This window comes from Serinibacter salmoneus (assembly GCF_002563925.1).
In the GTDB taxonomy this organism is placed as follows: domain Bacteria; phylum Actinomycetota; class Actinomycetes; order Actinomycetales; family Beutenbergiaceae; genus Serinibacter; species Serinibacter salmoneus.
In genome coordinates this window covers 2,163,438-2,185,268 of record NZ_PDJD01000001.1, presented here as the reverse complement: position 1 = coordinate 2,185,268, position 21,831 = coordinate 2,163,438, and the positions used below count along the sequence as shown (strand labels likewise).

Annotated in this window: 20 protein-coding genes; 7 read left to right on the top strand and 13 right to left on the bottom strand. The window is 72.3% G+C overall.

All coding sequences use genetic code 11. The features are described from left to right. Window positions 1–78 precede the first annotated feature (78 nt). Window positions 79–1,368 carry a citrate synthase gene (locus tag ATL40_RS09780; protein ID WP_098469378.1) on the top strand — a complete coding sequence of 430 codons (1,290 nt, stop codon included), beginning with the start codon at window positions 79–81 and terminating at the stop codon, window positions 1,366–1,368. 96 nt (window positions 1,369–1,464) lie between these two features. Here ATL40_RS09780 and ATL40_RS09775 read toward each other — a convergent pair whose 3' ends face one another. The 8 genes from ATL40_RS09775 to ATL40_RS09740 all read right to left on the bottom strand — a co-directional run bounded on the left by ATL40_RS09775 (window position 1,465) and on the right by ATL40_RS09740 (window position 10,880). Further along, window positions 1,465–2,349 (bottom strand): hypothetical protein, encoded by an 885-nt coding sequence (locus ATL40_RS09775; RefSeq protein WP_098469377.1) that lies wholly within the window; start codon window positions 2,347–2,349, stop codon window positions 1,465–1,467. A 33-nt stretch (window positions 2,350–2,382) separates the two neighbouring features. After that, window positions 2,383–3,363 (bottom strand): 2,3,4,5-tetrahydropyridine-2,6-dicarboxylate N-succinyltransferase, encoded by a 981-nt coding sequence (gene dapD, locus ATL40_RS09770; protein ID WP_098469376.1) that lies wholly within the window; start codon window positions 3,361–3,363, stop codon window positions 2,383–2,385. Continuing rightward, complete coding sequence (locus ATL40_RS09765) at window positions 3,360–4,265, bottom strand: NUDIX domain-containing protein (RefSeq protein ID WP_098469375.1); 906 nt, start codon at window positions 4,263–4,265, stop codon at window positions 3,360–3,362. The genes dapD and ATL40_RS09765 overlap by 4 nt, the downstream gene beginning before the upstream one ends. A 67-nt stretch (window positions 4,266–4,332) precedes the next feature. Beyond that, the gene (locus ATL40_RS09760; protein WP_098469374.1) at window positions 4,333–6,195 is read right to left on the bottom strand and encodes an acetyl/propionyl/methylcrotonyl-CoA carboxylase subunit alpha; all 1,863 of its coding nucleotides are present in this window, start codon (window positions 6,193–6,195) and stop codon (window positions 4,333–4,335) included. Window positions 6,196–6,338: 143 nt separating this feature from the next. After that, window positions 6,339–6,998, bottom strand: a complete 660-nt coding sequence (locus ATL40_RS09755) for a Maf family protein (RefSeq protein ID WP_098469373.1) — start codon at window positions 6,996–6,998, stop codon at window positions 6,339–6,341. After that, a complete protein-coding gene (locus ATL40_RS09750) occupies window positions 6,995–8,659 on the bottom strand; it encodes a DUF885 domain-containing protein (RefSeq protein ID WP_098469372.1) in 1,665 nt (554 codons plus the stop codon). Before ATL40_RS09750 ends, ATL40_RS09755 begins: the two co-directional genes overlap by 4 nt. A 173-nt stretch (window positions 8,660–8,832) precedes the next feature. After that, the gene (locus ATL40_RS15445; protein ID WP_245866959.1) at window positions 8,833–9,246 is read right to left on the bottom strand and encodes an acyl-CoA carboxylase subunit epsilon; all 414 of its coding nucleotides are present in this window, start codon (window positions 9,244–9,246) and stop codon (window positions 8,833–8,835) included. Continuing rightward, window positions 9,243–10,880 carry an acyl-CoA carboxylase subunit beta gene (locus ATL40_RS09740; RefSeq protein WP_098470410.1) on the bottom strand — a complete coding sequence of 546 codons (1,638 nt, stop codon included), beginning with the start codon at window positions 10,878–10,880 and terminating at the stop codon, window positions 9,243–9,245. The genes ATL40_RS15445 and ATL40_RS09740 overlap by 4 nt, the downstream gene beginning before the upstream one ends. Here ATL40_RS09740 and ATL40_RS09735 point away from each other — a divergent pair. From ATL40_RS09735 to ATL40_RS09715, 5 genes are all read left to right on the top strand, one after another. Next, complete coding sequence (locus tag ATL40_RS09735) at window positions 10,868–11,740, top strand: biotin--[acetyl-CoA-carboxylase] ligase (protein ID WP_169925933.1); 873 nt, start codon at window positions 10,868–10,870, stop codon at window positions 11,738–11,740. The genes ATL40_RS09740 and ATL40_RS09735 overlap by 13 nt on opposite strands. 23 nt (window positions 11,741–11,763) lie before the next feature. After that, window positions 11,764–12,894, top strand: coding sequence for an adenylate/guanylate cyclase domain-containing protein (locus ATL40_RS09730; protein ID WP_098469371.1), 1,131 nt, complete (start codon window positions 11,764–11,766; stop codon window positions 12,892–12,894). Between the two features lie 47 nt (window positions 12,895–12,941). Next, complete coding sequence (locus tag ATL40_RS09725; RefSeq protein ID WP_098469370.1) at window positions 12,942–13,628, top strand: response regulator transcription factor; 687 nt, start codon at window positions 12,942–12,944, stop codon at window positions 13,626–13,628. 62 nt (window positions 13,629–13,690) lie between these two features. Next, a complete protein-coding gene (locus tag ATL40_RS09720; RefSeq protein WP_098469369.1) occupies window positions 13,691–15,016 on the top strand; it encodes an ATP-binding protein in 1,326 nt (441 codons plus the stop codon). Window positions 15,017–15,102: 86 nt separating this feature from the next. Beyond that, window positions 15,103–15,591: a GtrA family protein gene (locus tag ATL40_RS09715; protein ID WP_211283096.1), complete on the top strand. Its 489-nt coding sequence runs from the start codon at window positions 15,103–15,105 to the stop codon at window positions 15,589–15,591. An 18-nt stretch (window positions 15,592–15,609) separates the two neighbouring features. Here ATL40_RS09715 and purE read toward each other — a convergent pair whose 3' ends face one another. Then, window positions 15,610–16,152 carry a 5-(carboxyamino)imidazole ribonucleotide mutase gene (gene purE, locus ATL40_RS09710; RefSeq protein ID WP_098469367.1) on the bottom strand — a complete coding sequence of 181 codons (543 nt, stop codon included), beginning with the start codon at window positions 16,150–16,152 and terminating at the stop codon, window positions 15,610–15,612. After that, complete coding sequence (locus ATL40_RS09705) at window positions 16,149–17,336, bottom strand: 5-(carboxyamino)imidazole ribonucleotide synthase (RefSeq protein WP_098469366.1); 1,188 nt, start codon at window positions 17,334–17,336, stop codon at window positions 16,149–16,151. Before ATL40_RS09705 ends, purE begins: the two co-directional genes overlap by 4 nt. A 54-nt stretch (window positions 17,337–17,390) precedes the next feature. Between ATL40_RS09705 and manA the strand changes: the two genes are divergently transcribed. Beyond that, window positions 17,391–18,569 (top strand): mannose-6-phosphate isomerase, class I, encoded by a 1,179-nt coding sequence (gene manA, locus ATL40_RS09700; RefSeq protein ID WP_098469365.1) that lies wholly within the window; start codon window positions 17,391–17,393, stop codon window positions 18,567–18,569. Between the two features lie 14 nt (window positions 18,570–18,583). On the opposite strand, the gene ATL40_RS09695 is transcribed toward manA, so the two are convergent. From ATL40_RS09695 to ATL40_RS09685, 3 genes are read right to left on the bottom strand one after another with little or no spacing between them, the layout of a single operon-like run. Continuing rightward, window positions 18,584–19,162, bottom strand: a complete 579-nt coding sequence (locus ATL40_RS09695) for a dTDP-4-dehydrorhamnose 3,5-epimerase family protein (RefSeq protein ID WP_098469364.1) — start codon at window positions 19,160–19,162, stop codon at window positions 18,584–18,586. Window positions 19,163–19,213: 51 nt separating this feature from the next. After that, entirely contained in the window at window positions 19,214–20,467 is a 1,254-nt protein-coding gene (locus ATL40_RS09690; protein WP_245866955.1) for an LCP family protein, read from the bottom strand. A 52-nt stretch (window positions 20,468–20,519) separates the two neighbouring features. After that, complete coding sequence (locus tag ATL40_RS09685) at window positions 20,520–21,782, bottom strand: LCP family protein (RefSeq protein ID WP_143556932.1); 1,263 nt, start codon at window positions 21,780–21,782, stop codon at window positions 20,520–20,522. Window positions 21,783–21,831: the final 49 nt, after the last annotated feature.

The following is a 21,831-nucleotide window of genomic DNA, read 5'->3' as shown; positions in this document are numbered from 1 at the left end:
CATAAGGACTCTCATGTCCGGCCCTACCCGCTATCAGGCATACCTCTGACTGTCCGCGACGACCGAAACGGAGACCCAATGTCGGGAACGAGCGACGCCACCCTGAGCGTCGGCGAGACCACGCTCACCCTGGAGCGCGTCAGCGCGGTGGAGGGCAATGACGGCCTGTCGATCCAGCGGTTGCTGGGTACGACTGGTGACGTGACCTACGACCCGGGTTTCGGGAACACGGCCAACTGCCAGTCGGGCATCACCTTCATCGACGGCGCCGAAGGCATCCTGCGCTATCGCGGCTACCCGATCGAGGAACTCGCCCAGCATTCCGGTTACCTGGAGACCTCCTACCTGCTCGGCAAGGGCGAACTGCCCAGCACGGAGCAGTTCGAGGCCTTCGAGACCCGGGTGCTGCGGCACACGCACGTGCACGAGGACTTCCGCCGCCTCATCGCCTCCTTCCCCCGCAGTGCCCACCCGATGGCGATCATCTCCTCCGCGGTCTCCGCGCTCCCGGGGTTCTACCCCGAGGTGTTCGAGGTGGCCGGTGAGGACGTCGAGGAGCTCGCGACCGTCCTGCTGCTCGCCAAACTGCCGACCATCGTGGCCTACGTGCTGCGGCACACGCGTGGGCAGCGCATGCCAGACGCGGAGCCGGAGAACGGGTTCGTGCGCGACTTCCTGCGGATGGCGCTGCACGAGGTGCGCGACCCGGAGGTCCCCGACGAGGTCGTCTCCGCGATGGACAAGCTGCTGCTGCTGCACGCCGACCACGAGCAGAACTGCTCCACCGCCACGGTGCGCAACGTGGGCTCGGCTCACGCGAACCTCTTCCTCTCGGTGGCTGCCGGCATCAACGCCCTGTCCGGCCCGCTGCACGGCGGCGCGAACGAGGCCGTGCTGACCATGCTGGAGGAGATCCGGGACACGCACGGCGACGTGAACACCTTCGTGAACAAGGTGAAGGACAAGAGCAGCGACGTGCGGCTGATGGGCTTCGGCCACCGCGTGTACAAGAACTACGACCCGCGCGCGGCGATCGTGAAGTCGGCCGCGGACGAGGTGCTCGGATCGCTCGGGATGAGCGATGACCTCCTGGACCTGGCGCGTGAACTCGAGGACGTGGCGCTCAACGACGACTACTTCGTGCAGCGCAAGCTCTACCCGAACGTCGACTTCTACACGGGTCTGATCTACCGCGCCATCGGGTTCCCGACCTCGATGTTCACACCACTGTTCGCGCTGGGGCGGATGCCGGGATGGATCGCGCAGTGGCGCGAGATGATGCACGACCCCTCCACCCGGATCGCCCGTCCGCGCCAGGTGTACACCGGGCCTGCCATGCGCGGCTACGTGCCCATGGCCGAGCGGTAGGCCCACCCCGCCACCGCGAGATCGTGGCTCCCGCGCCGAGCACGTGGCCGTAGGCCACGGGTTGGGCGCGGGGGCCACGGGTCGGGCGCGGGCCCCTCAGGCCCCGATCCTGACCGTGCCCGCCGGCACCGGCTCACCGGGCACCTCCTGCCAGCCTTCCTCACCGCGGTGCCAGGCCCGATCGGCGACCTGGACGGTCCCCACGGCGGTGACCGGAGCCGTGGCCACCGCCCACGCGGCCACCGCCCATGCGGCGCGCCCGGCGTCCCCATCGGCGCCCGGCAGACTCGTGGCGTCCACCCGTAGGAGGTCCGCCGTCACCTGACCCTCCAGGCCGAGGTCTCGCGCCAGGAGCGTGGCGGCCTCCTGCGCCACCGACTCGGTGGCCTCCTCGTCCTGGTGCGACACGGGGTCCAGGTCGCAGGTGAGAGCGGCGGGGGACCATCCGGTCAGCGCCGAGGCGAACGCGCGGGCCAGGTCCTCGTGCTGGGCGTAGGCGTCGGGGAAGGCGCTGCGTTGCACCGCCTGCGCGGCGACCGTGACCTCGAGCTCGGTGTAGTCGGGCACCCGCACCAGGTGGTCGAAGAACGTCTCCGTGGCGTACACCGGGTCCTGCACCTGCTCCGGGGTCCCCCAGCCCTGCGAGGGCCGCTGCTGGAACATCCCCAGGGAGTCCCGATCGCCGTAGTCGATCGGCCGCATCCTGGACTCCTGCATCGCTGTGGCGATGCCGATCGTGCCCGCGCGTGCGGGCAGGTCACGCCTGAGGGTGGTCCCCACGATCAGCGCGGCATTCGCGGTCTGGTCCGCCTCCAGCCAGTGGCCGCCGGCGCTGCACCGGCCGCTCGCGATGTGGGCGTCCCCCCACCGCAGCGCCGCCACGATGCCGGTGATCACGACGGCGCCGATCACGAGCAGGACCACGACCACGCTCACGGTGGCGCCGAGGCGAGCGCCCCGTCGCCCGCGGGCCTGGTTCATCCGGCGTGTGCCTTCAAGGATCGAGCGAGCGGGTCAGTGCGCGTGCAGCGCGGCGTTCAGCTCCACGGTCCGCTCGCCCCGCGGGAGGGCCTCGACCGCGCCCGTGACGGAGTGGCGGCGGAAGAGCAGGAAGGTGGCACCGGACAGGGCGCGCGCCGAGAGCAGGGGGGTACCGTCGTCGTCCCGCTTCGCGTGGGAGACGTCCACGCCCAGGTCGCCCAGCACCCGCACCTTGGTACCCGCGGTGAGGTACAGGCCGGCCTCGACGACGCAGCCGTCGCCGAGGCTGATGCCCAGGCCCGCGTTCGCGCCGAGCAGGCAGTTGCGACCGATGACGACGCGCTCCTTGCCGCCGCCCGAGAGCGTGCCCATGATCGAGGCGCCGCCGCCGATGTCCGAGCCGTCGCCCACGACCACGCCCTGGGAGACCCGGCCCTCGATCATCGACGTGCCCAGCGATCCGGCGTTGAAGTTGACGAAGCCCTCGTGCATCACGGTGGTGCCGGGCGCCAGGTGAGCGCCCAGGCGCACGCGGGAGGCATCCCCGATGCGCACCCCGGTGGGGGTGACGTAGTCGACCATCCGCGGGAACTTGTCGATGCTCTCGACGGTCAGGCCGGGGTGACGCGCCAGCAGGCGCATCCGGGTGGCCTCGAAGTCGGTCACATCGCAGGGACCGGCGGAGGTCCACACCACGTTGGTGAGCACCCCGAACAACCCGTCGAGGTTGATCGAGTTCGGCTCCACGAGGCGGTGGGAGAGCAGGTGCAGCCGCAGGTAGGCGTCGCTCGCGTCCGCGGGCGGCGCGTCCAGGTCGATGACCACCCGCCGGATGCGGCGGCGCACCCGGCGGTCGGGGTCGGAGGTCTCCAGCGCCTGCAGGTCCGCCGGGGTGTCCCACGGGCCGCCGCCCGGGTCCTGCCCGAGCTGCGGGGAGGGGAACCAGGTGTCCAGGATGGTGTCGGAGATCTCCGAGATGGTCGCAAGGCCGATGCCCCAGGCGTGTCGAGTCATCCCTCTAGGGTACGCAGCGCGGAGCGGAATGTGCCCGGCCCGAGGTGTCTCGTTCCTGCGGTGCGCGCGCGCAGTCCCCGGTCCGCGGTGACCAGCGCCGCGTGCTCCCGCTCGAGGGGCGGTAGGCCGCCGAGCAGATCGGCCACCGCCGTGTCGCCGTCCCGCTCGGCTCGTAGTACCTGCGGCGTGCGGAAGGCTGGCCGGTGCGTCGGGGCCGTGTCATCGGTGGCGGGTTCGCAGGCACCGCGCGCCGCCCCTTCCAGGACCACCACGATGCGCGGCCAGGCGAGCACGGCACCCTCGAGGGCGAACCACGCGGCGGGGAACCCGCCCCGGGAGGCCGAGCGGATCGAGGCCAGGAGGCGCGTGGCGGCTCCCGCGCGATCGCGCCACCAGCCGTCGGGCACGGACCCGACCACGTTGGCGGCATCCACCACCAGGAGCGGGCGTGCCTGGAGCAACCGCCGGATCGTGGGCCACGCATCCGCGAACGCAGGCAGGAGCTCGCGCTCGGCGATCTCCTCCTGTGCGACCCACGCCACGTCGTCGGACTCCCAGTCCACCGGGCGCACCCGGGGCCGCGGCACGCTCGCATGGGCGAGCACGGTCGTGTACCGCCAAGTGCCGTGATCCAGCACGATCGTGGCATGGGGACGGGCGGCGCTCGGTGGGAGGGAGGTCTCCTCCTGCGCCTCCCGCAGGGCGGCAGCGAGTGAGGACTCGCCGTGCTGGACGGCGCCACCCGGTAGGCCCCAGGTGCCGCCGTGGTGGCTTCGCGCGCTGCGATGCTGCAGGACGAGCGCGCCCTCGTCCGCCAGCGCCAGACCGGCCGCGCCCTGGCGGCCCCAGTGCCGGGCGCCGCAGGCGCACTCCACCCAGGCGTCGTTCACATCGCGGGTCACGTCCCCATCGTGCCAGGCGCGCGGCTCGGGGCCGAGGCCGGGCGCGGAGAGTCCGCGGGCGGGGTGCTCAGGCGGTGATCTCGCAGATCACGGCCCCGGCGGAGACCCCGCCGCCGACGGTGGCGCTCAGGGAGGTGACGGTCCCGGCTCGGTGGGCCAGGAGGGGCTGCTCCATCTTCATGGCCTCGAGGACCACCACGAGGTCGCCCTGCGCCACCGTGTCCCCCTCGGCCACGGCCACCTTCACGATCGTGCCCTGCATGGGCGCCGTCATGGCCGCTGCGTTGCTGGCACCGCCGCCCGAGCGACCCATGGCGCGGGGACGACCCGGCCTGGTGCGGGCGCGCGCGGCACCGGAGGCGCCGAAGCCGCCCAACGAGGCGGGCAGCACCACCTCCAGGCGCTTGCCACCCACCTCCACGACCACACGCTCGACGGCATCCTCCTCCGGCTCCTCGGCGGCGGCGGGCGCCGAGGGCGCCAAGTGCGCCAGGCGCGGTGCCATCTCGGACTCGATCCACGTGGTCCACACCCCGAGGGTGTCGTAACCGGAATCGGGATCGGCCACGAACGCCTCCTCCCGCAGCACGGCGCGGTGGAACGGCAGCACGGTGGGGATGCCGATGATCTCGGTCTCGGCCAGCGCGCGCCGAGCACGTTCGATGACCTGACGCCGGGTGGCGCCGGTGACGATGATCTTGGCGATCATCGAGTCGTAGTTGCCGGTGACCGGCTGGCCGGGCGCGATGCCGGCATCCACCCGGACGCCGGGGCCTCCCGGCCAGGTGATCGTGGTGGGCGTGCCGGGCCGCGGCAGGAACCCTGCCGCGGGGTCCTCACCGTTAATCCGGAACTCCATGCTGTGCCCGCGGGAGGTCACGGTGTCGTAGCCCAGCGGTTCACCGGCGGCGATCCGCAACTGCTCGCGCACCAGGTCGATCCCGGTGATCTCCTCGGAGACGCAGTGCTCCACCTGCAGGCGGGTGTTGACCTCCAGGAAGGACAGCGTGCCGTCCGCGCCGATGAGGAACTCGCACGTGCCCGCGCCGGAGTACCCGGCCTCGCGCAGGATGGCGCGTGAGGCACGGTCGAGTTCGACCTGCTGCGCTGGGGTGAGGAACGGCGCGGGGGCTTCCTCGACGAGCTTCTGGTGACGCCGCTGCAGCGAGCAGTCGCGGGTGGAGACCACGACCACCTGGCCGTAGTCATCGGCCAGGCACTGGGTCTCCACGTGACGGGGGCGGTCGAGGAAGCGCTCCACGAAGCACTCACCGCGCCCGAACGCGGCGACCGCCTCGCGCGTGGCGGAGGCGAAGAGCTCGGGGATCTCCTCCAGCGTACGTGCGACCTTCAGCCCGCGACCGCCGCCGCCGAAGGCGGCCTTGATGGCGACCGGCAGGCCGTACTCGCGGGCGAACGCCACGACCTCCTGGGCGTCGGCCACGGGGTCGGGTGTGCCGGCCACCAGCGGCGCGCCGGCGCGTTCGGCGATGTGACGGGCCGAGACCTTGTCCCCGAGGGCCGTGATCGCCTCGGGGGAGGGGCCGATCCACGTCAGGCCCGCGTCCAGGACCGCCGCGGCGAACTCGGCGTTCTCCGAGAGGAAGCCGTACCCGGGGTGGATGGCCTCCGCGCCGGATCGGCGTGCGGCATCGAGCACCTTGGCGACGTCGAGGTAGGTCTCCGCGGCGCGCACCCCGCCGAGGGCGTAGGCCTCGTCGGCGAGCCGGACGAACGGCGCGTCACGGTCAGGGTCGGAGTAGACCGCGATGGAGACGCCACCGGCGTCGCGCACCGCGCGCACCACCCGCAGGGCGATCTCCCCGCGGTTGGCGATCAACACCCGGTTGACCGGCCGACGTGCCGCCTGCTCGGTGATGGCCGACTCGGTATCCGTGGCCCGGGCCGGGGGGCTCACCTGCTGCGACATGCACTCTCCTGAACTCGCGGATCGGCTCACGGTATCGGAGTCCGACGGCGCGCTGCCCACCGCATCGGGGTGCGTCGCCAAGTCTGTGGTGCGCCGCAAGCCACGGGCAGCACCATTGTGTGATTCCTACAACGGACCGGGGCTCAACCGTCGTTCGTTGCCCCGTGGATTGTCCCGGTCCACAGGGCAGGGTACGGGATGCCGAGACGTGAGACCAGCGTCCGCAGCAGCGGGAGCGAGAGGCCCACCACCCCGTGATGATCACCCTCGATCCGTTCGATGAACGCACCACCCAGGCCGTCGATCGTGAAGGCGCCGGCCACCTGCAGCGGTTCACCGGTCGCGACGTAGGCGTCGACCTCCTCCGGGCCGAGCTCGGCGAAGTGCACGGTGGTGGAACTGACGGCCTCGGCGCGGTGGTCGCCCAGGCACAGGTGGTGGCCGGTGTGCAGCACACCGCTGCGCCCGGACACGGTGCGCCACCACTCCCGAGCGCGTTCGGGAGTGTGCGGCTTCCCCCGGGCCACGCCGTCGACCTCCAACAGCGAGTCGCAGCCCAGGACCAGCGGCGCCTGCGCTGCGGTCCCGGCCACGGGGTGCCCGAGACGCGTGGCGACATCCTGCGCCTTGGCGCGAGCCAGCAGCAGCACCTGCTCCGCCACGCCCGGATCGGTGCCGGCTGCGCGCCGGGCGGCGATCACGGCGTCCTCCTGCACGGCGGAGACCTCGATGATCGGCTCGATTCCTGCGGCGCGCAGCAGCGCCGCGCGAGCAGGGGAGGCCGAGGCGAGGACCAGCCTCACCTGCGCATGCCCTCGGCCAGCACGGACAGCCCCACCGAGCCGAGGTCGAGAGCGCGGCGATGGAAGGCGCGTAGGTCGAAGGCGGCGCCCTCCCGGGCCGCGGTCTCCTCACGGATCTCCTCCCACAGCCGCTGGCCGACCTTGTAGGAGGGCGCCTGCCCGGGCCACCCCAGGTAGCGGTCGAGTTCGAAGTCCAGGAAGCCGGGTGCCATGTTCGCGTTCGCGTACAGGAACGTGCGCGCCTTCTCCGCGTCCCAGGTCCCGCCCCCCAACTCCCGGGGGGCCGGCTTGCCCAGGTGCACACCGATGTCCAGCACCACGCGGGCCGAGCGCAGGCGCTGGGCGTCCAGCATGCCCATCCGATCGCCCGGGTCGTCCAGGAAACCCAGGTCGGCCATCAGACGCTCGGCGTACAGGGCCCAGCCCTCGCCGTGCCCGCTGACCCAGGAGATCAGGCGGCGCCAGGAGTTCAGGTCCTCGCGTCGGTAGACGGTCTGCGCGATCTGCAGGTGGTGGCCGGGGACACCCTCGTGGTAGACCGTGGTCTTCTCCCGCCAGGTGCCGAACTCCTCCACGCCCGCCGGCACCGACCACCACATCCGCCCGGGTCGGGAGAAGTCGTCCGTGGGGCCCGTGTAGTAGATGCCGCCCGTCTGCGTCGGCGCGATGCAGCACTCCAGCGCCCGCACCGGACCGGGGATGTCGAACTGGCTCCCGGCGAGGGCCTCGATGGCCTCGTCCGCGGTGCGCTGCATCCACTCCCGCAGTGCCTCGGTGCCGTGAAGCACCCGGACGGGTTCGGCATCCAGTCGCTTCATCGCCTCCTCGGGCGTGGTGCCCGCGCCGTACAGGTCCGCGGCCACAGCCTCCTGCTCGGCGACCACCCGGGCCAGTTCCTCGCGGCCCCACTCGTACGTCTCATCCAGGTCCACCTCGGCGCCCAGGAAGGAGCGTGAGTGCAGGGCGTAGCGCTCCCGGCCCACGCCATCGGCTCCGGGTGCCACCGGTGCGAGTTCGCGCCGCAGCACGGCGGCGAGGGCGCCGTAGGCGCCGCGCGCGGACTCGGCGCCCGCGCGCAGGGCGTTCGCCGATGCGCGCCCCTCGGCGGCCGCGCCACGTTCGGCGAGCGAGACGAAGAACGAGGAGTCCCCGGCGAGCGCGTCGCACTGGGCGGCCACGGCGTCGATCTGACGTTCAGCCGCGATCAGCCCACGGTCGGCCGCCTCCCGCAGCGAGCGGGCGTACCCCTGCAGGGCGGAGGGGACGGCGTGCAGTCGCTCGGCGATCACGGCCCAGTCCTCGGGTGAGTCGCTCGGCATCAGGTCGAACAGGTCGCGGGTGATCTGGGCCGGGGAGTGGATGACGTTCAGCGAGGCGTGCAGCTCACCGGTCTCGTACAGATCGCTCTCCACGCCCAGACGCTCGCGCATGGCCGAGACCGTGATGCGGTCGACCTCGTCGACAGGGTCGGTGCCCTCGAGGGCCGCGAGCACCCGCCCGCGTTCCTCCTGGTCGGCGGCGAGACCGGCGGGGGAGTAGTCCGGGAGCTCGGCGGGGTCCCCCGGCAATCCCAGGGCGGTGCGGGCGGCGGGATTCAGCCGCGCGATCGCGGCGACGTGGTCCTCGGCGATGGCATCGATAGCGCTCGGCGTGCGTGTCACGCAGGCGATCCTACGCACGCCTCCCGCCCGGTCCGCACCCGGTGCGCCGAGCGTGTGGTTGCGCGGCCCCAGGTGCGCCGAGCGTGTGGTTGCGCGGGCTGAGCGCGCGGGAAGTGTGCGCAGGCACCCGCTCGGCGGAAGGGTGGTGCGCCGAGCGTGTGGTTGCGCGGGCGCTACGGGTGCAGCGACCAGCGCCACGCGTTGTGGCCCGGGCGGGGCAGCAGCCCGCGGTCGCCGCCGCGCAGGGCGTGGGAGCGGTCGCTCCAGCGCTGCCGGATCCGGCGCTCCTCCTCCTCGTCCGGGATCGACGCCGCAGCCGCGGTCAACCCGGCGATGAGGGCGGCCAACTCGATGGGGTCCGGGTCGCCGCGCACCACCCGCACCGCAGGGGCCGGGGCGCCGCTGTCGCGGTCGGACCGCTCCACGCTGGGCGTGGCGCCCGGCACCGCTCCCGGGTCCTCGCCGTACAGCTCGCCCAGGCGGGTGCGTTCGGACGCGCCCGGTTCTCCCGCGCCGGCGGCGCCGCCCAGATCACCGGCGTCCGCGCCGTCGACCTGCCCTGCGCCGCCGCGCTCGGACTCGCTCACAGCGGGATGTTCCCGTGCTTCTTGGCCGGCAGCGCGGCTCGCTTGGTCCGCAGCGCCCGGAGCGCCCGCGTGACCTCCCCGCGGGTCTCGCTCGGTGCGATCACCGCGTCCACGTAGCCGCGATCCGCCGCCCCCCAGGGGTTCACGATCGCGTCGGTGTACTCCTGCACGAGCCGCTCACGTTCGGCCGCGACGTCGCCGCCGTCCGCCTCCACCTGCTTCAGCGCGCCGCGCTGCAGGATGTTGACCGCGCCCGCGGCCCCCATCACCGCGATCTGCGCCGTCGGCCACGCGAGGTTCACGTCCGCGCCGAGCTGCTTGGAGCCCATCACGATGTACGCACCGCCGTAGGCCTTGCGGGTGATGACCGTGACCAGCGGCACGGTCGCCTCGGCGTAGGCGTAGATGAGCTTTGCGCCCCGGCGGATGATGCCGTTCCACTCCTGGTCCGTACCCGGTAGGAACCCGGGCACGTCCACGAAGGTCAGCACCGGGATGTTGAACGCGTCGCACGTGCGCACGAACCGCGCGGCCTTCTCCGAGGCGGCGATGTCCAGCGTGCCGGCGGAGACCAACGGCTGGTTGGCCACGATGCCCACCGAGTGACCCTCCACGTGCCCGAAGCCCACGAGCACGTTGCGCGCGTACAGCGGCTGGACCTCCAGGAAGATCCCCTCGTCCAGCACGGCCTCGATGACCGCGCGCATGTCGTAGGGCTGGTTGTCGGAGTCCGGCACGAGGGCGTCCAGGGCCTCATCGGTCTCGGTGACCTCGAGGGAGAGCTCGTCCTCGTAGGTGGGTGCCTCGTCCAGGTTGTTCGAGGGCAGGTAGGCCAGCAGCGCCCGCACGTACTCGAACGCCTCCTCCTCATCGGAGGCGAGGTAGTGCGCCACACCCGAGCGCTCGTTGTGCGTCTGGCCACCGCCGAGTTCCTCGAATCCGACGTCCTCCCCGGTCACGGCGCGGATCACGTCCGGGCCGGTGATGAACATGTTCGAGGTGCCGTCGGTCATCACGATGAAGTCGGTCAGCGCGGGGGAGTAGACCGCGCCGCCCGCCGAGGGGCCCAGGATCAGGGAGATCTGCGGGATGACGCCGGAGGCCGCGACGTTGCGGCGGAAGATCTCGGCGAACTGCGTCAGCGCGGCCACGCCCTCCTGGATGCGGGCGCCGCCGCCGTCGCTGATCCCGATCAGCGGCACGCCGGTGCGCAGCGCGAAGTCCTGGATCTTCGCGATCTTCTCGCCGTGCACCTCCCCGAGGGAGCCGCCGAAGGTGGCGAAGTCCTGGGAGTAGATGCACACCCGGCGCCCGTCGATGGTGCCGTGCCCGATCACCACGCCGTCCCCGGCCGGCCGCCGCTTCTCCAGCCCGAAGGCGGTGGAGCGGTGCCGGGTGAAGGCGTCGATCTCGGTGAAGGAGCCCTCGTCCAGCAGGGCGTCGATCCGGCCACGCGCCGAGCCCTTGCCGCGGGCCTCCTGCTTGCGCGCGGCGGCCTCGGCCGGCGCCTGGATGTCCTCGGCCCGGCGCCGGTGCAGGTCCGCCAGTTTCGCGGCGGTCGTGGTGGGTGGGTTCTCGCTCACCCACGCGAGGCTACCGCCCGCGGTGAGAGGCTGTGATGGTGACACCGCCATCATCTCGCGATCGGGCCGGGGGAGCGGGAGGCGCGACGGCGCACCGCCCCTTCTCGCGGGTGGTCACGTTGGCCTCCTGCGGCTCCACCAACACCGAACTGCTGGAGCGGCGACGCGCCCAGCCGCAGCAGTGGCCGCACCTGAGCGTGCTGCGGGCGGAGGATCAGCGTGCGGGCCGGGGCCGACTCGATCGGGAGTGGGTGACCCCTCCCGGGCAGGCGCTGACGGCCTCGCTGCTGCTGGAACCCGACCGGCCACTCCCGCAGTGGCCCACCCTCTCGCTGGTGGCGGCGCTCGCGGTGGTGCGCGCGCTGCGCGGCCGGGGGCTGGATGCCGCCGTGAAGTGGCCCAACGACGTGATCGTGCGCTCGCAGGCACGGCTCGAGGTGCCAGGCTGGGGCAGGGCGCGCAAGGTGGCCGGCATCCTTGCGCAGGTGGTCCCCGCTCCCACCGCAGGCAACGGCGCCCAAGCCCTGGTGCTGGGAATCGGAGTGAACTGCGAGCAGCGTGAGTTCCCCGTGCCGTGGGCCACCTCGCTGGCCGCCTGCGGAGCGCCGATACGCCCCGCCACGATGCTCGGGCTGATCGGGATCGAACTCACCGCGCTCCTCGGACGCTGGCGATCGCGGGGATTCGTGGATCTGCGCGCCGCGGTGACCGAGGCGCTGGACACCCTCGGTCAGCGAGTGGAGGTGCAGGAGGCGGGAGCGCGGGTCGTGGGGGACGTGGTGGGCCTGGAGGAGTCCGGGTCCCTCGTGCTGCGGCGCCTGGACGGGCGCCGACACTCCCTGACGTCGGGGGACGTCAGCCGGGTGCGGCGCGCCGAACGGGAGGCGCCGGGGTCCGACGGCGAATCCTGAGGCACCCTCGATACAGTGGTGACGTGGATCACGCGTCGGCATCGGGCACCGGGCTGCCTCGGCGCTCCCCGGCGCCGCCCGCACCGACCGACCACGCCTCCCCGACGCTGGCGCGCCAGGCGCGTGCGCTCCTGGGTGACCTGCCCACGATGGACGCCTACGACGTCGCCCGCGAGATCGGGACCACGGCTGCCCGGGTGCTGCAGTTCTGGCGCGGCCTCGGCTTCCCCGGCGTCCCCGCCTCGCAGCGGGTGTTCACCCCGGCGGACGCCGAGGCGCTGCGACGATCGCTGCGCCTGGTGGAGGAGGCCGGGCTCTCGGAGGGGGCATGGCGCACCCTGGTGCGCGCCGCCGCGCACTCGGCCGACCGCCTCGCGCTGTGGCAGATGGAGACCCTGGTCCGCGATGCGGAGCGGCGCTGGTCCCTGGACGACGTGTCCGCGCGTCTGGTGGTGCTGGACACGATCGGGGAGTCGATCGGTGACCTGGACGCCCTCGCGGCCCACGCCTGGCGCCGTCATCTCCTGGCGCTGCTCACCCGCACCGAACGCGCGGTCGGGGAAGCGGGCCTGACGCCGGAGACCGATGACCTGCCCCTGGAGCGGGCCGTCGCGTTTGTGGACGTGACGTCCTACACCCAGCGCACCGCGCACCTGGGAGCCTCGGCGCTCGCGGACCTCGTGGAGGCGTTCGAGGAGCGGGCCAGGGACGTGGTGACCGACGCCGGGGCGCGGGTGGTCAAGACGATGGGCGACGGCGTGCTGGTGGTGGCCGACGACCTGGCCACGGGCGTGGACGTTGCCCTGCGGCTGTCGGCGGCCTATGCCGACTCGCCGGTGGACCTGGAGGTGCACGGTGCGGTCACCTGGGGTCGGGTGTTGTCCCGCTCCGGTGACATCTTCGGTCCGACCGTCAATCTCGCCTCCCGACTCGCGGACATCGCCGAGGCGCGGCAGATCCTCACCGATGAGGTGACGTGGGCGGTGCTGCAGGCCGAGACCTCGGCCGGCACCGCAGGGTCGCCACCCGCTCAGGCCGCGGCCGTGGGCGTCTCCCCCGGTGTGGCGGGCACGACACTGCCCGAACGTGAGGTGCCCGGGATCGGCGCGGTGGTGCCCGTGTTGCTGGAACGGCTCGCCACGCGGACCCCCTGACGGGCTTATGCCATGCCTTGGGCCTGCGATGGGCTTAGCATGGGGGTGTGACCAAGGTGCTGCTCGCAGAAGACGACCCCGCCATCGCTGAGCCTCTCGCGCGTGCGCTGACCCGCGAGGGGTACGACGTCGAGGTCCACGGCACCGGCCGTGGTGCCATCGACGGCGCCCCCGCCGCGGATCTGTTCGTGCTCGATCTCGGCCTTCCGGACATGGACGGCCTCGACGTCGCGCGCTGGATCCGCAGTCAGGGGATGGCGACCCCCATCCTCGTGCTGACGGCACGCGCGGACGAGGTCGACCTCGTGGTCGGCCTCGACGCCGGTGCCGACGACTACGTCACCAAGCCGTTCCGGCTCGCGGAACTGCTCGCCCGGGTCCGGGCGCTGCTGCGCCGCGCCGGCGTGGAGGGTGAGGAGGTCGACGAGATCAGCGCCCAGAACGTGCGGGTGGACGTCTCGGCGCACCGCGCCTTCCAGGGCGATCGCGAGTTGCAACTCACGGCGAAGGAGTTCGACCTCCTGCGCGTCCTCGTGCGCGAGGCCGGCAGCGTGGTCTCCCGTGAGGCGCTCATGCGTGAGGTGTGGGCCTCGGACCCGACCGGCTCCACCAAGACCCTCGATATGCACGTCTCGTGGCTGCGCCGGAAGCTGGGCGATGACGCGGGAGCCCCGCGCTACATCTCCACGGTCCGTGGCATGGGCTTCCGTTTCGAGGCCGCCGCCACCACGTAGCGCTCGACCGCGCAGGCGCGGTCATCGCTCGTGGACTCGCGGCCCATCACTGAGGGGGGTCGATGCAGCGCCGACTTCTGCAGGCCACCGTCGCCGCCGTCGTGGTGGCGGTGGTGCTCATCGGCGTGCCTGCCGCGATCCTGAGTGCGCTCACCGTGCGCAGCGGGATCGAGGACAACCTGGCCGTGCGCACCCAGGCGATCGCGCGCGCCGTGGAGCGCCGTGCCGCGATCAACGAGCCGATCACGGCCGATCTGCTCAGCCCGTGGCTCGACGAGGGCAATCAGGTCCCGCTGTTCATCCAGGTGACACCGGAGGGCGGCGAGACCGTCGAGGTCGGGACGTCGATCCCCGCCGAGCGCGCGGTGGTGCGGGAGGTCAACACCGCCTCGGGCGCTCAGGTGGTGGTGTCGATCTCGGGAACGATCGTGGCCTGGCGGATGGCGCAGGTCGTGATCCTGGTCGGCGCCGCGTCCGTGATCGCCACCGCTGCGGCCGTCGCACTCGCGCGCTACCAGGCACGCCGACTGGCGGCGCCGCTGATCTACCTGGCCGCCAGTGCGGAGCAGCTCGGCTCCGGGCAGGTGCGGCCACGCATCGCCGAGTCCGGCATCGAGGAGATCGATCTGGTCGCAGCGGAACTCGCACGGACCTCCGACCGGCTCGCCGCCCGCCTCGCCGCGGAGCGTCAGTTCTCTGCCGACGCCTCGCACCAGTTGCGCACCCCGCTCGCGGCATTGTCGATGCGGCTGGAGGAGATCCAGCTGATGTCCACCGACGAGGAGGTCGGTGAGGAGGCGCGCATCGCACTGGAACAGGTCGAGCGCCTGGTGGGTGTGGTGGACGACCTCCTTTCCAGCGCCCGTCGTCAGGCGGGGGGAACCACGGAGGTGGTGTCCCTCCCGGAGATCTTCCACCAGCAGGAGGACGAGTGGGGCCCGACCTACGCTCAGGCCGGCCGGCTGCTGGAGTTCGAGGTCTCCGGGCCGCAATCGGTCCTGGCCACCCCCGGCGCGTTGGCGCAGGTCCTGGCGACCCTGCTGGAGAACTCCCTGAAGTACGGCGACGGGGACACCCGGGTGGTCGCGCGCGCCGCGACCAGTCGCCAGTCGGTCGTGATCGAGGTGAGTGACCAGGGCGAGGGTGTGGACGCCGATATCGCGCCGCGGATCTTCGAGCGTGAGGTCACCTCGGGCAAGGGCACCGGGCTCGGCCTGGCGCTCGCGCGTGACCTGGTCGCCTCCGACGGTGGCAAGCTCGAACTGAAGCAGCGCGTCCCCGCCGTCTTCCAGATCTTCCTCTCGGCGGTGCCGAGCCAGCTCGACCCCGACAACATCCTGCCCCCGGGCTCCCTGGTGGCGGTGGGGCGTCGGCGGCGTCGCCCGTGATGCCCCTCTCCCCGTCGGCGGCGGACGGGAGCGGTCCTGGGTCGCAGGACGCACCGACCCGGAGGGTCTCGAGCCGGCTGCGTGGCGTGGCGCTCCAGTTCGTGCGCTTCGCCGTGGTGGGCGGCGCCGGGGTCCTGGTCAACATGGCGGTGGCCGTGGCGCTCAACGGCGCCAACGGCGGCGCCGGCAACGCGCGCGAGATCCTGTTCGCGATCCCGTGGACGGTCTACAACGTCCGGTTCACCGCCCTGGTGTGGGTGGTCTCCTTCCTGGTGGCCGCCGTCTTCAACTATCAGCTCAACCGCGTCTGGACCTTCCGCAACCGAGCGCGCCCGCCGTGGTGGTCCGGCCTGTGGCGCTTTGTCCTGGTGGGCAGCGTGGCGGCAGCGGTCGGCCTGGGTCTCAAGGTGGCGCTCACCCACCCCGACGCCGCCGTGTACCTCGCCCACCCCTGGTTCGAGGACGACCAGGTCCTGCGCTCGCGTGAGTACTGGGCGCAACTCATCGCGATCCTCCTCACGCTCCCGATCAACTTCCTGGTCAACCGGTACTGGACGTTCGCGCGGGAACGCTGAGGCGGCCCGCGGCGGTACTCAGCCGGCGCTGAAGCCCGTGGTGCGCGTACGCGAGGCGCGCAGCCGTTCGCCCTTCGCGTGCGCGACCTCGGCGAGGTCCGCCTGGAAGGAGAGCATGCGCTCGCGCAGGTCCCGCGCGGCATCGTCGGTGCCAGCGGCCAGGATCCGGGCGGCGAGGAGGCCGGCGTTGCGGGCGCCACCGATCGAGACGGTGGCCACTGGCACGCCGGCGGGCATCTGCACGATCGAGAGGAGGGAGTCCATGCCGTCCAGGTGGCGCAACGGCACCGGCACCCCGATCACGGGCAGGGGGGTGACGGCGGCGAGCATGCCGGGCAGGTGGGCGGCGCCACCGGCGCCGGCGATGATGGTGCGCAGGCCTCGTTCGTGCGCCGTGCGTCCGTAGGTGATCATCTCCGTCGGCATGCGGTGCGCGGAGACCACATCCACCTCGACCGGCACGTCGAACTCCGCAAGCGCTTGTGCGGCGGCCTCCATGGTGGGCCAGTCCGAGTCCGAGCCCATGACGATGCCGACCTGCGGGTCCTGGTGCGCGCTCATGCGTTCCTCCTGTCAGTCCGATCGGCCTGGTGTGCCGGTGCCGTGGAGTCCTCCCGGCCGCTGAGGAGCGCGACGGCGCCGCGCGCCGCGGTGCGCACGGCGGCCAGGTCCTCGCCGGCCACCGTGACGTGCCCGAGCTTGCGGCCGGGGCGTACCTCCTTGCCGTACAGGTGGATCTTGGCCTCCGGGAATCGGCGCATGACCTCGTCGTACGCCTCGGTCGGCTCATCCAGTTCGCTGCCCAGCAGGTTGACCATCACGCCCCACGGCGCCCGTTGCCGGGTCGATCCCAGGGGCAGGTCGAGGACGGCGCGCAGGTGCTGCTCGAACTGGCTGGTCACGTGCGCGTCGATCGTCACGTGGCCGGAGTTGTGCGGACGCATCGCCAGTTCGTTGACCAGGAGATCGCCGTCGATCTCGAACAGTTCCACGGCGAGCACCCCGGTGACGCCGAGACCCTCGGCGACCATCCGGGCGATGCCCTCCGCGGCGCGGGCCTCGCTGGGACGCAGGTCCGGCGCGGGGGAGGTGACCTCGGCGCACACGCCGCCGCGCTGCACCGTCTCGACCACTGGCCAGGTGCGGATCTCCCCGCGAGGGCTGCGCGCCAGGAGCGCGGCCAACTCCCGCTGGAAGGGGACGTGCTGCTCCAGAAGGATCGGGTGCTCAGGATCCAGCGGCCAGGTGAGCGCCGCGGCATCCTGCGCGTCGGTCAGGACCGCCACGCCCTTGCCGTCGTACCCGCCCCGCGGTGTCTTCGCCACGATCGGCCACCCGTACTCAGCGGCGAACTCGAGCAGGTGCTCGGGCGCGGTGGCCTCGCGCCAGGCGGGGACCGGCACACCCAGTTCGCTCAGCCGTCGACGCATCACGATCTTGTCCTGCGCGGCGATCAGGGCCTCGGGCCCGGGCTCGACGGCGTGACCGCTCTCCCGAAGGTCGTGCAGGACCTCGTTCGGTACGTGCTCGTGCTCGAAGGTGAGGACGTCACTGCGCGCGGCCAGGGCGCGCAGCGCAGCGGGGTCGCCGGCCGCTCCCACGGTCGCGTCCGGCACCACCTGGGCGGTGGCGCCGTCGGCGGACTCCACCAGGGCGTGCAGGTCGACCTGCAGGCCGATCGCGGCCTGCTGCATCATCCGGGCGAGCTGGCCGCCACCGACGACGGCAATGGAGGGGCGTGGCATATCCCGAGCCTATAGGCTCGTCCTCGTTCACCGTCGCCCGTCTCAGGAGGCCCCGTGCACCGCATCTCCCCGGCCGTTCAGCGCTACGCGTGGGGATCCCCCACCGCCATCCCGGAGTTCGCGGGCTGGGAGAGCGACGATCGACCGGTCGCCGAGGCGTGGTACGGGGCGCACCCCGGCGGTGACACCACGGTGCACGGCGGTGGCACGCTGCGCGACCTGGTCGCGACCGACCCGGTCGGGGTGATGGGTCAGGACGTGGTGGACAGGTTCGGGCATGAACTGCCCTACCTGCTGAAGATCATCGCGCCGGACGAACCGCTCTCCCTGCAGGTCCATCCCTCGGCGCAGCAGGCGGCGCTCGGCTGGGTCACTGAGCAACGCGCAGGCGTTCCCCTCGACGCCTGGGACCGCACCTACAAGGACGCCAACCACAAGCCCGAGATGGTCTACGCCCTGACCACCTTCACGGCGTTGAGCGGGTTCCGCGCCCGCCGCCGCGCACTGGAGATCCTGCACGGGCTCGATGGTCACATCATGCGGGGCGCCACCGACAGGCTGCGGCACGGCAGCTCGGCCCAGGGGGTGCGCTCGGCCTTCGAGTACATCCTGCTCGGCGCGCGCGACCGCGACGAGGAGGTGCCCGATGTGGTGGACCAGGTGCGCCGCCGGTTGGAGGACGGCAGCACGCCCTCGGAGCAGACCGACGCACTGGTCCTCGACGTGGCGCGGGCTCACCCGGGGGATCGCGGCATCCTGGCTGCGCTGCTGCTCAACCCGGTCACCCTCAACCCGGGCGAGGCGATGTTCGTGCCGGCCGGGGCGGTGCACGCCTACCTGTCGGGTCTCGGGGTGGAGATCATGGCGGCCTCGGACAACGTGATCCGGGCGGGGATGACACGCAAGCACGTGGACGCGCGCGCGTTGGTGGACGTGGTGGACGTCAACCCGGCGCCGCCCATCCGGGTGGCGCCGGAGCACGTCGCCTCCGGGACCCGGGTGTACTACGCCCCCGTGGAGGACTTCGAGCTCGCCGTCATCGATCTCGGCGCCAGGCCGGTGGAGATCCGCGGCTACGGCCCGCGGATCGTGCTGTGCGTCGAGGGGTCGGCCACCGTCGTGACCGAGCGGGAGAGTGAGTCCTTGCGCACGGGCGAGGCCGTGTTCGTGCCGGACGGGCATCACGCGCAGGTGCGGGGTGCGGGGCGCGTGGTGCGCGCCTCGGTTCCCTAGCGCAGCCTGCGCGACTACGCCCGCTCGAGGCCCGCGAGATAGTCCGCCAGCCGCGGTGCGGCCGCGTCCTTCGCGGAGACCTGCGCGCGGTCCTCGGGGTCCAGCGGGATCGGCCAGTCGATCCCCAGCGCGGGGTCCAGCGGCGTCAGCGCCGTCCCGGGCATACCGGGGCGCCACTCCTGGTCGAAGCAGTACAGGTACTGGCTCGTCCCCGGGCTCACGGACTGGAAGCCGTTGCAGACGCCGCTGGGCACCAGGACCTGGGTGCCGACCGTGATGGGCACCGTGACCACCGCCCCGAGGGTGGGGGAGGCGGGCCGGGTGTCCACATAGACGCCGAAGACCTCCCCGGAGACCACCGAGACGAGTTTCGTCATCGCCTCACCGTGCAGTCCGCGCACGGCGCCGTGCCCGGTCTCGGTCAGGTTGAGCTGTTGCCACGGGCCGTCGCTCAGGCCGGCCTCCCGCATCGCGCTGGCCCGGAAGAACTCCCGGATGGTGCCCCGTTCGTCATGGATGTGCTTCATCCGCAGCACGGTCAAGCCGTGGATGGCCGTGGAGTGGGTCTCGAAGTCCTCGATGCGAACGCTCACGGTGGCGAGTCTAAGGTCCCTCCCGCTGGCCGACCACACGGGAGTCGCGGATTACCGGGTGGTCTGGGACTCCGCTGCCGTCGGCAGCGTCCCGTCCACCACATCGCGCCAGAACTGCGCGTTGCGTGCCTCGTCGAGCAGCACCGAACTGCCCAGCCCGGCCCCGCGGTAGTCGGCATCGGCGATGTACGGGGTCCCGCGGAAGCCGCCCTCACCGGTGGCGGCGCGGAAGGCGAGTGCCATCTGGCCGAGCGAGAGGATGCCGGTGCCGGGGTCGGTCACCAGGGCATCGGTGCCGGCGCGGATCAGGGAGACCTGCCGTGTGGGCAGCAGCAGCGAGGGACTCTGCAGGGCGCTGACGACAGCCTGGACGACCTGTTGCTGGCGCAGGCCCCGCCCGATGTCGCCCGTGGGGTCGGACTTGCGCATCCGGGCGAAGGCGAGCGCCTGGGTGCCGTCGACCTCGTGGCAGCCGGCAACCCACTCCATGCCCGAGTCGCGATCGCTCACGTCCGCGTCCCAGCACAGCTCGATCCCCCCGACCGCATCGACGATCTCCTCCACGCCCCCCATGCCGATCTCCACGTAGTGGTCGATCCCGATCCCGGTGAGACCCTCCACCGTGGCCACCAGGGAGGTGGGGCCGCCGTAGGCGTAGGCGGCGTTGATCTTGGCCAGCCCGTGACCGGGGACCTCCACCACGCTGTCGCGTGGGATCGAGACCAGGGAGGCCACGCCGTCGGCGGGCTTGGTGAGCAGCATGATCGTGTCGGTGCGGGCGCCCTCGGTGGGGTCGTCCACGGCACCGTCGGCTCTGGAGTCCGAGCCGGCGATGAGGTACGTGGTCCCGGTGGTGTCCAGGGCACCGGTGAGGGCCTCTACGTGCTGGATGCGGCCGTTGGCCCACAGCACCAGGCCGACCGGCCAGGCGAGCAGGAGCACCAGGACCAGCGCGAGCACGGTCAGGCGGCGGCGCCGGTAGGTCGCGCGGGAGGGGCGGCGCGGCGGTCGAGTCGAACCCGGCGGTCCTGCCGGGCGCGGCGGTTGCGAGCCGGGGTGCACCGACCGGCCGGAGGCCGCCGCGCCGGAGGTCCCCGTCACGGGGACTCGGGCTGGGGTGACGGGCATCGCGCGGGTCGGGTCGAGGCGGCCGTCCTGCGGCACGGGCGTGGCCTCGGGCCCAGCGGCGGGCCTGGCGCTGGTTCGGCGGGGCGGTCGCACCGGGTCGGAGGGAGGCAGCCGCCGGCCGGTGCCGGGCTGGAAGGACGGCGGGGCCTCGCCGTCGTACGGGTCGTTGCCGCTCATCGATCCTCCCCCTCCTGGCACACCGTGCTCGTCCGCTCGCGCATCCCGCGGGTCAGCAGGTCGCACCCTCGTCGCCGGAGAGGACCTCCCAGGGATCGCTGACCTCATCGGGCGTGCTCTCGCCGTCCTCGCTGGGCTCGCTGTCCTCGCTGGTGTCCTCCTGCGGCGCCGCACTCGGGGAGGACGACGGCGTGCTGTCGCTGCTCGTGGTCTCCTCGGGCTGGGCGCTCGCAGAGTTCAGGGGCTCGTCGTTGCGCAGCCGCTCCCACAACTCCTCGCTCTGGGCATTGGCCACCACGCGTGCGCCCGCCGGGTCGAAGGGCAGCGTGACGAAGGCCACGCCCTCGGCGCCGATCGGTGCCAGTTCGAGCGCCAGGCCCGCCAGTGAGATCGGGTTGCCAAGGCCCTGGCTGGTGGTCAAGGAGGAGGTGACGGCATCGAGGAACTGGATGAGCGCGTAGGAGTCGGTGACCAGGTTGAGTGAGAGCACCTGGCGCACCATCGCGGCGAGCAACTCCTGCTGACGGTCGATGCGCTGGATGTCGCTGCCGTCTCCCAGGCTCTTGCGGGCGCGCGCGAGGGCGAGCGCCTGGACGCCGTCCAGCGTCTGCTCCCCGGCCGCGATGTCGAGGCCGGCGAGGTCGTCGTGCAGGGCCTCGGGGAAGCACATGGGCACCCCGCCGATCGTGTCGACCATGCGCTCGAACCCGGCGAAGTCGACCACGGCGTAGTCGTCGATCGTCAGACCGCTCATCTCCTCGACCGTGAGGGCCGTGCAGATCGCGCCGAGTCCGACATCGCCGTTGATGCCGCCGGTGGCGAAGGCGGAGTTGAACATGGCGCTGTCCTGCGCCCAACTCGTGGACCCGTCCGAGTCCGTCACGCACGAGGGAACGGCGGTGAGCAGGTCGCGGGGGATGGACACGGCCTCGGCCCGGGAGCGGTCGGCCGGGAGGTGGAGCAGGATCGTCGTATCGGCGCGGGCGCCCTCGAACAGGTCCCCGTCACCGCTGACGTCGCCGTTCTCCCCGTCACGGGAGTCGGAGCCGATGAGCAGGATGTTCCAGTCCTGTCCCGCCATCGGGTCGGTGGGATTCTCGCCCTCGGTCGCGACGGCCTCCTCGACCTCGGGCGTGGGGCGGAAGTCCTCCAGCGCGTAATTGGAGGAGATGTTGTGCGTCAGGGTGTAGTACATCGCGGCCACGGCGGTACCGGAGAAGGCGAGCACGGCCACGAGGGCCGTGGCGAGGGCACGCAGCCAGCGGCGGTCGATGAGTCGACGGGCATGCCTCGTCGGACGGGGGCTTGATGGCATCCGCACGATCGTACGGTCTCACGCCCTCGCGCCGCCCCTCGGGGGGTAT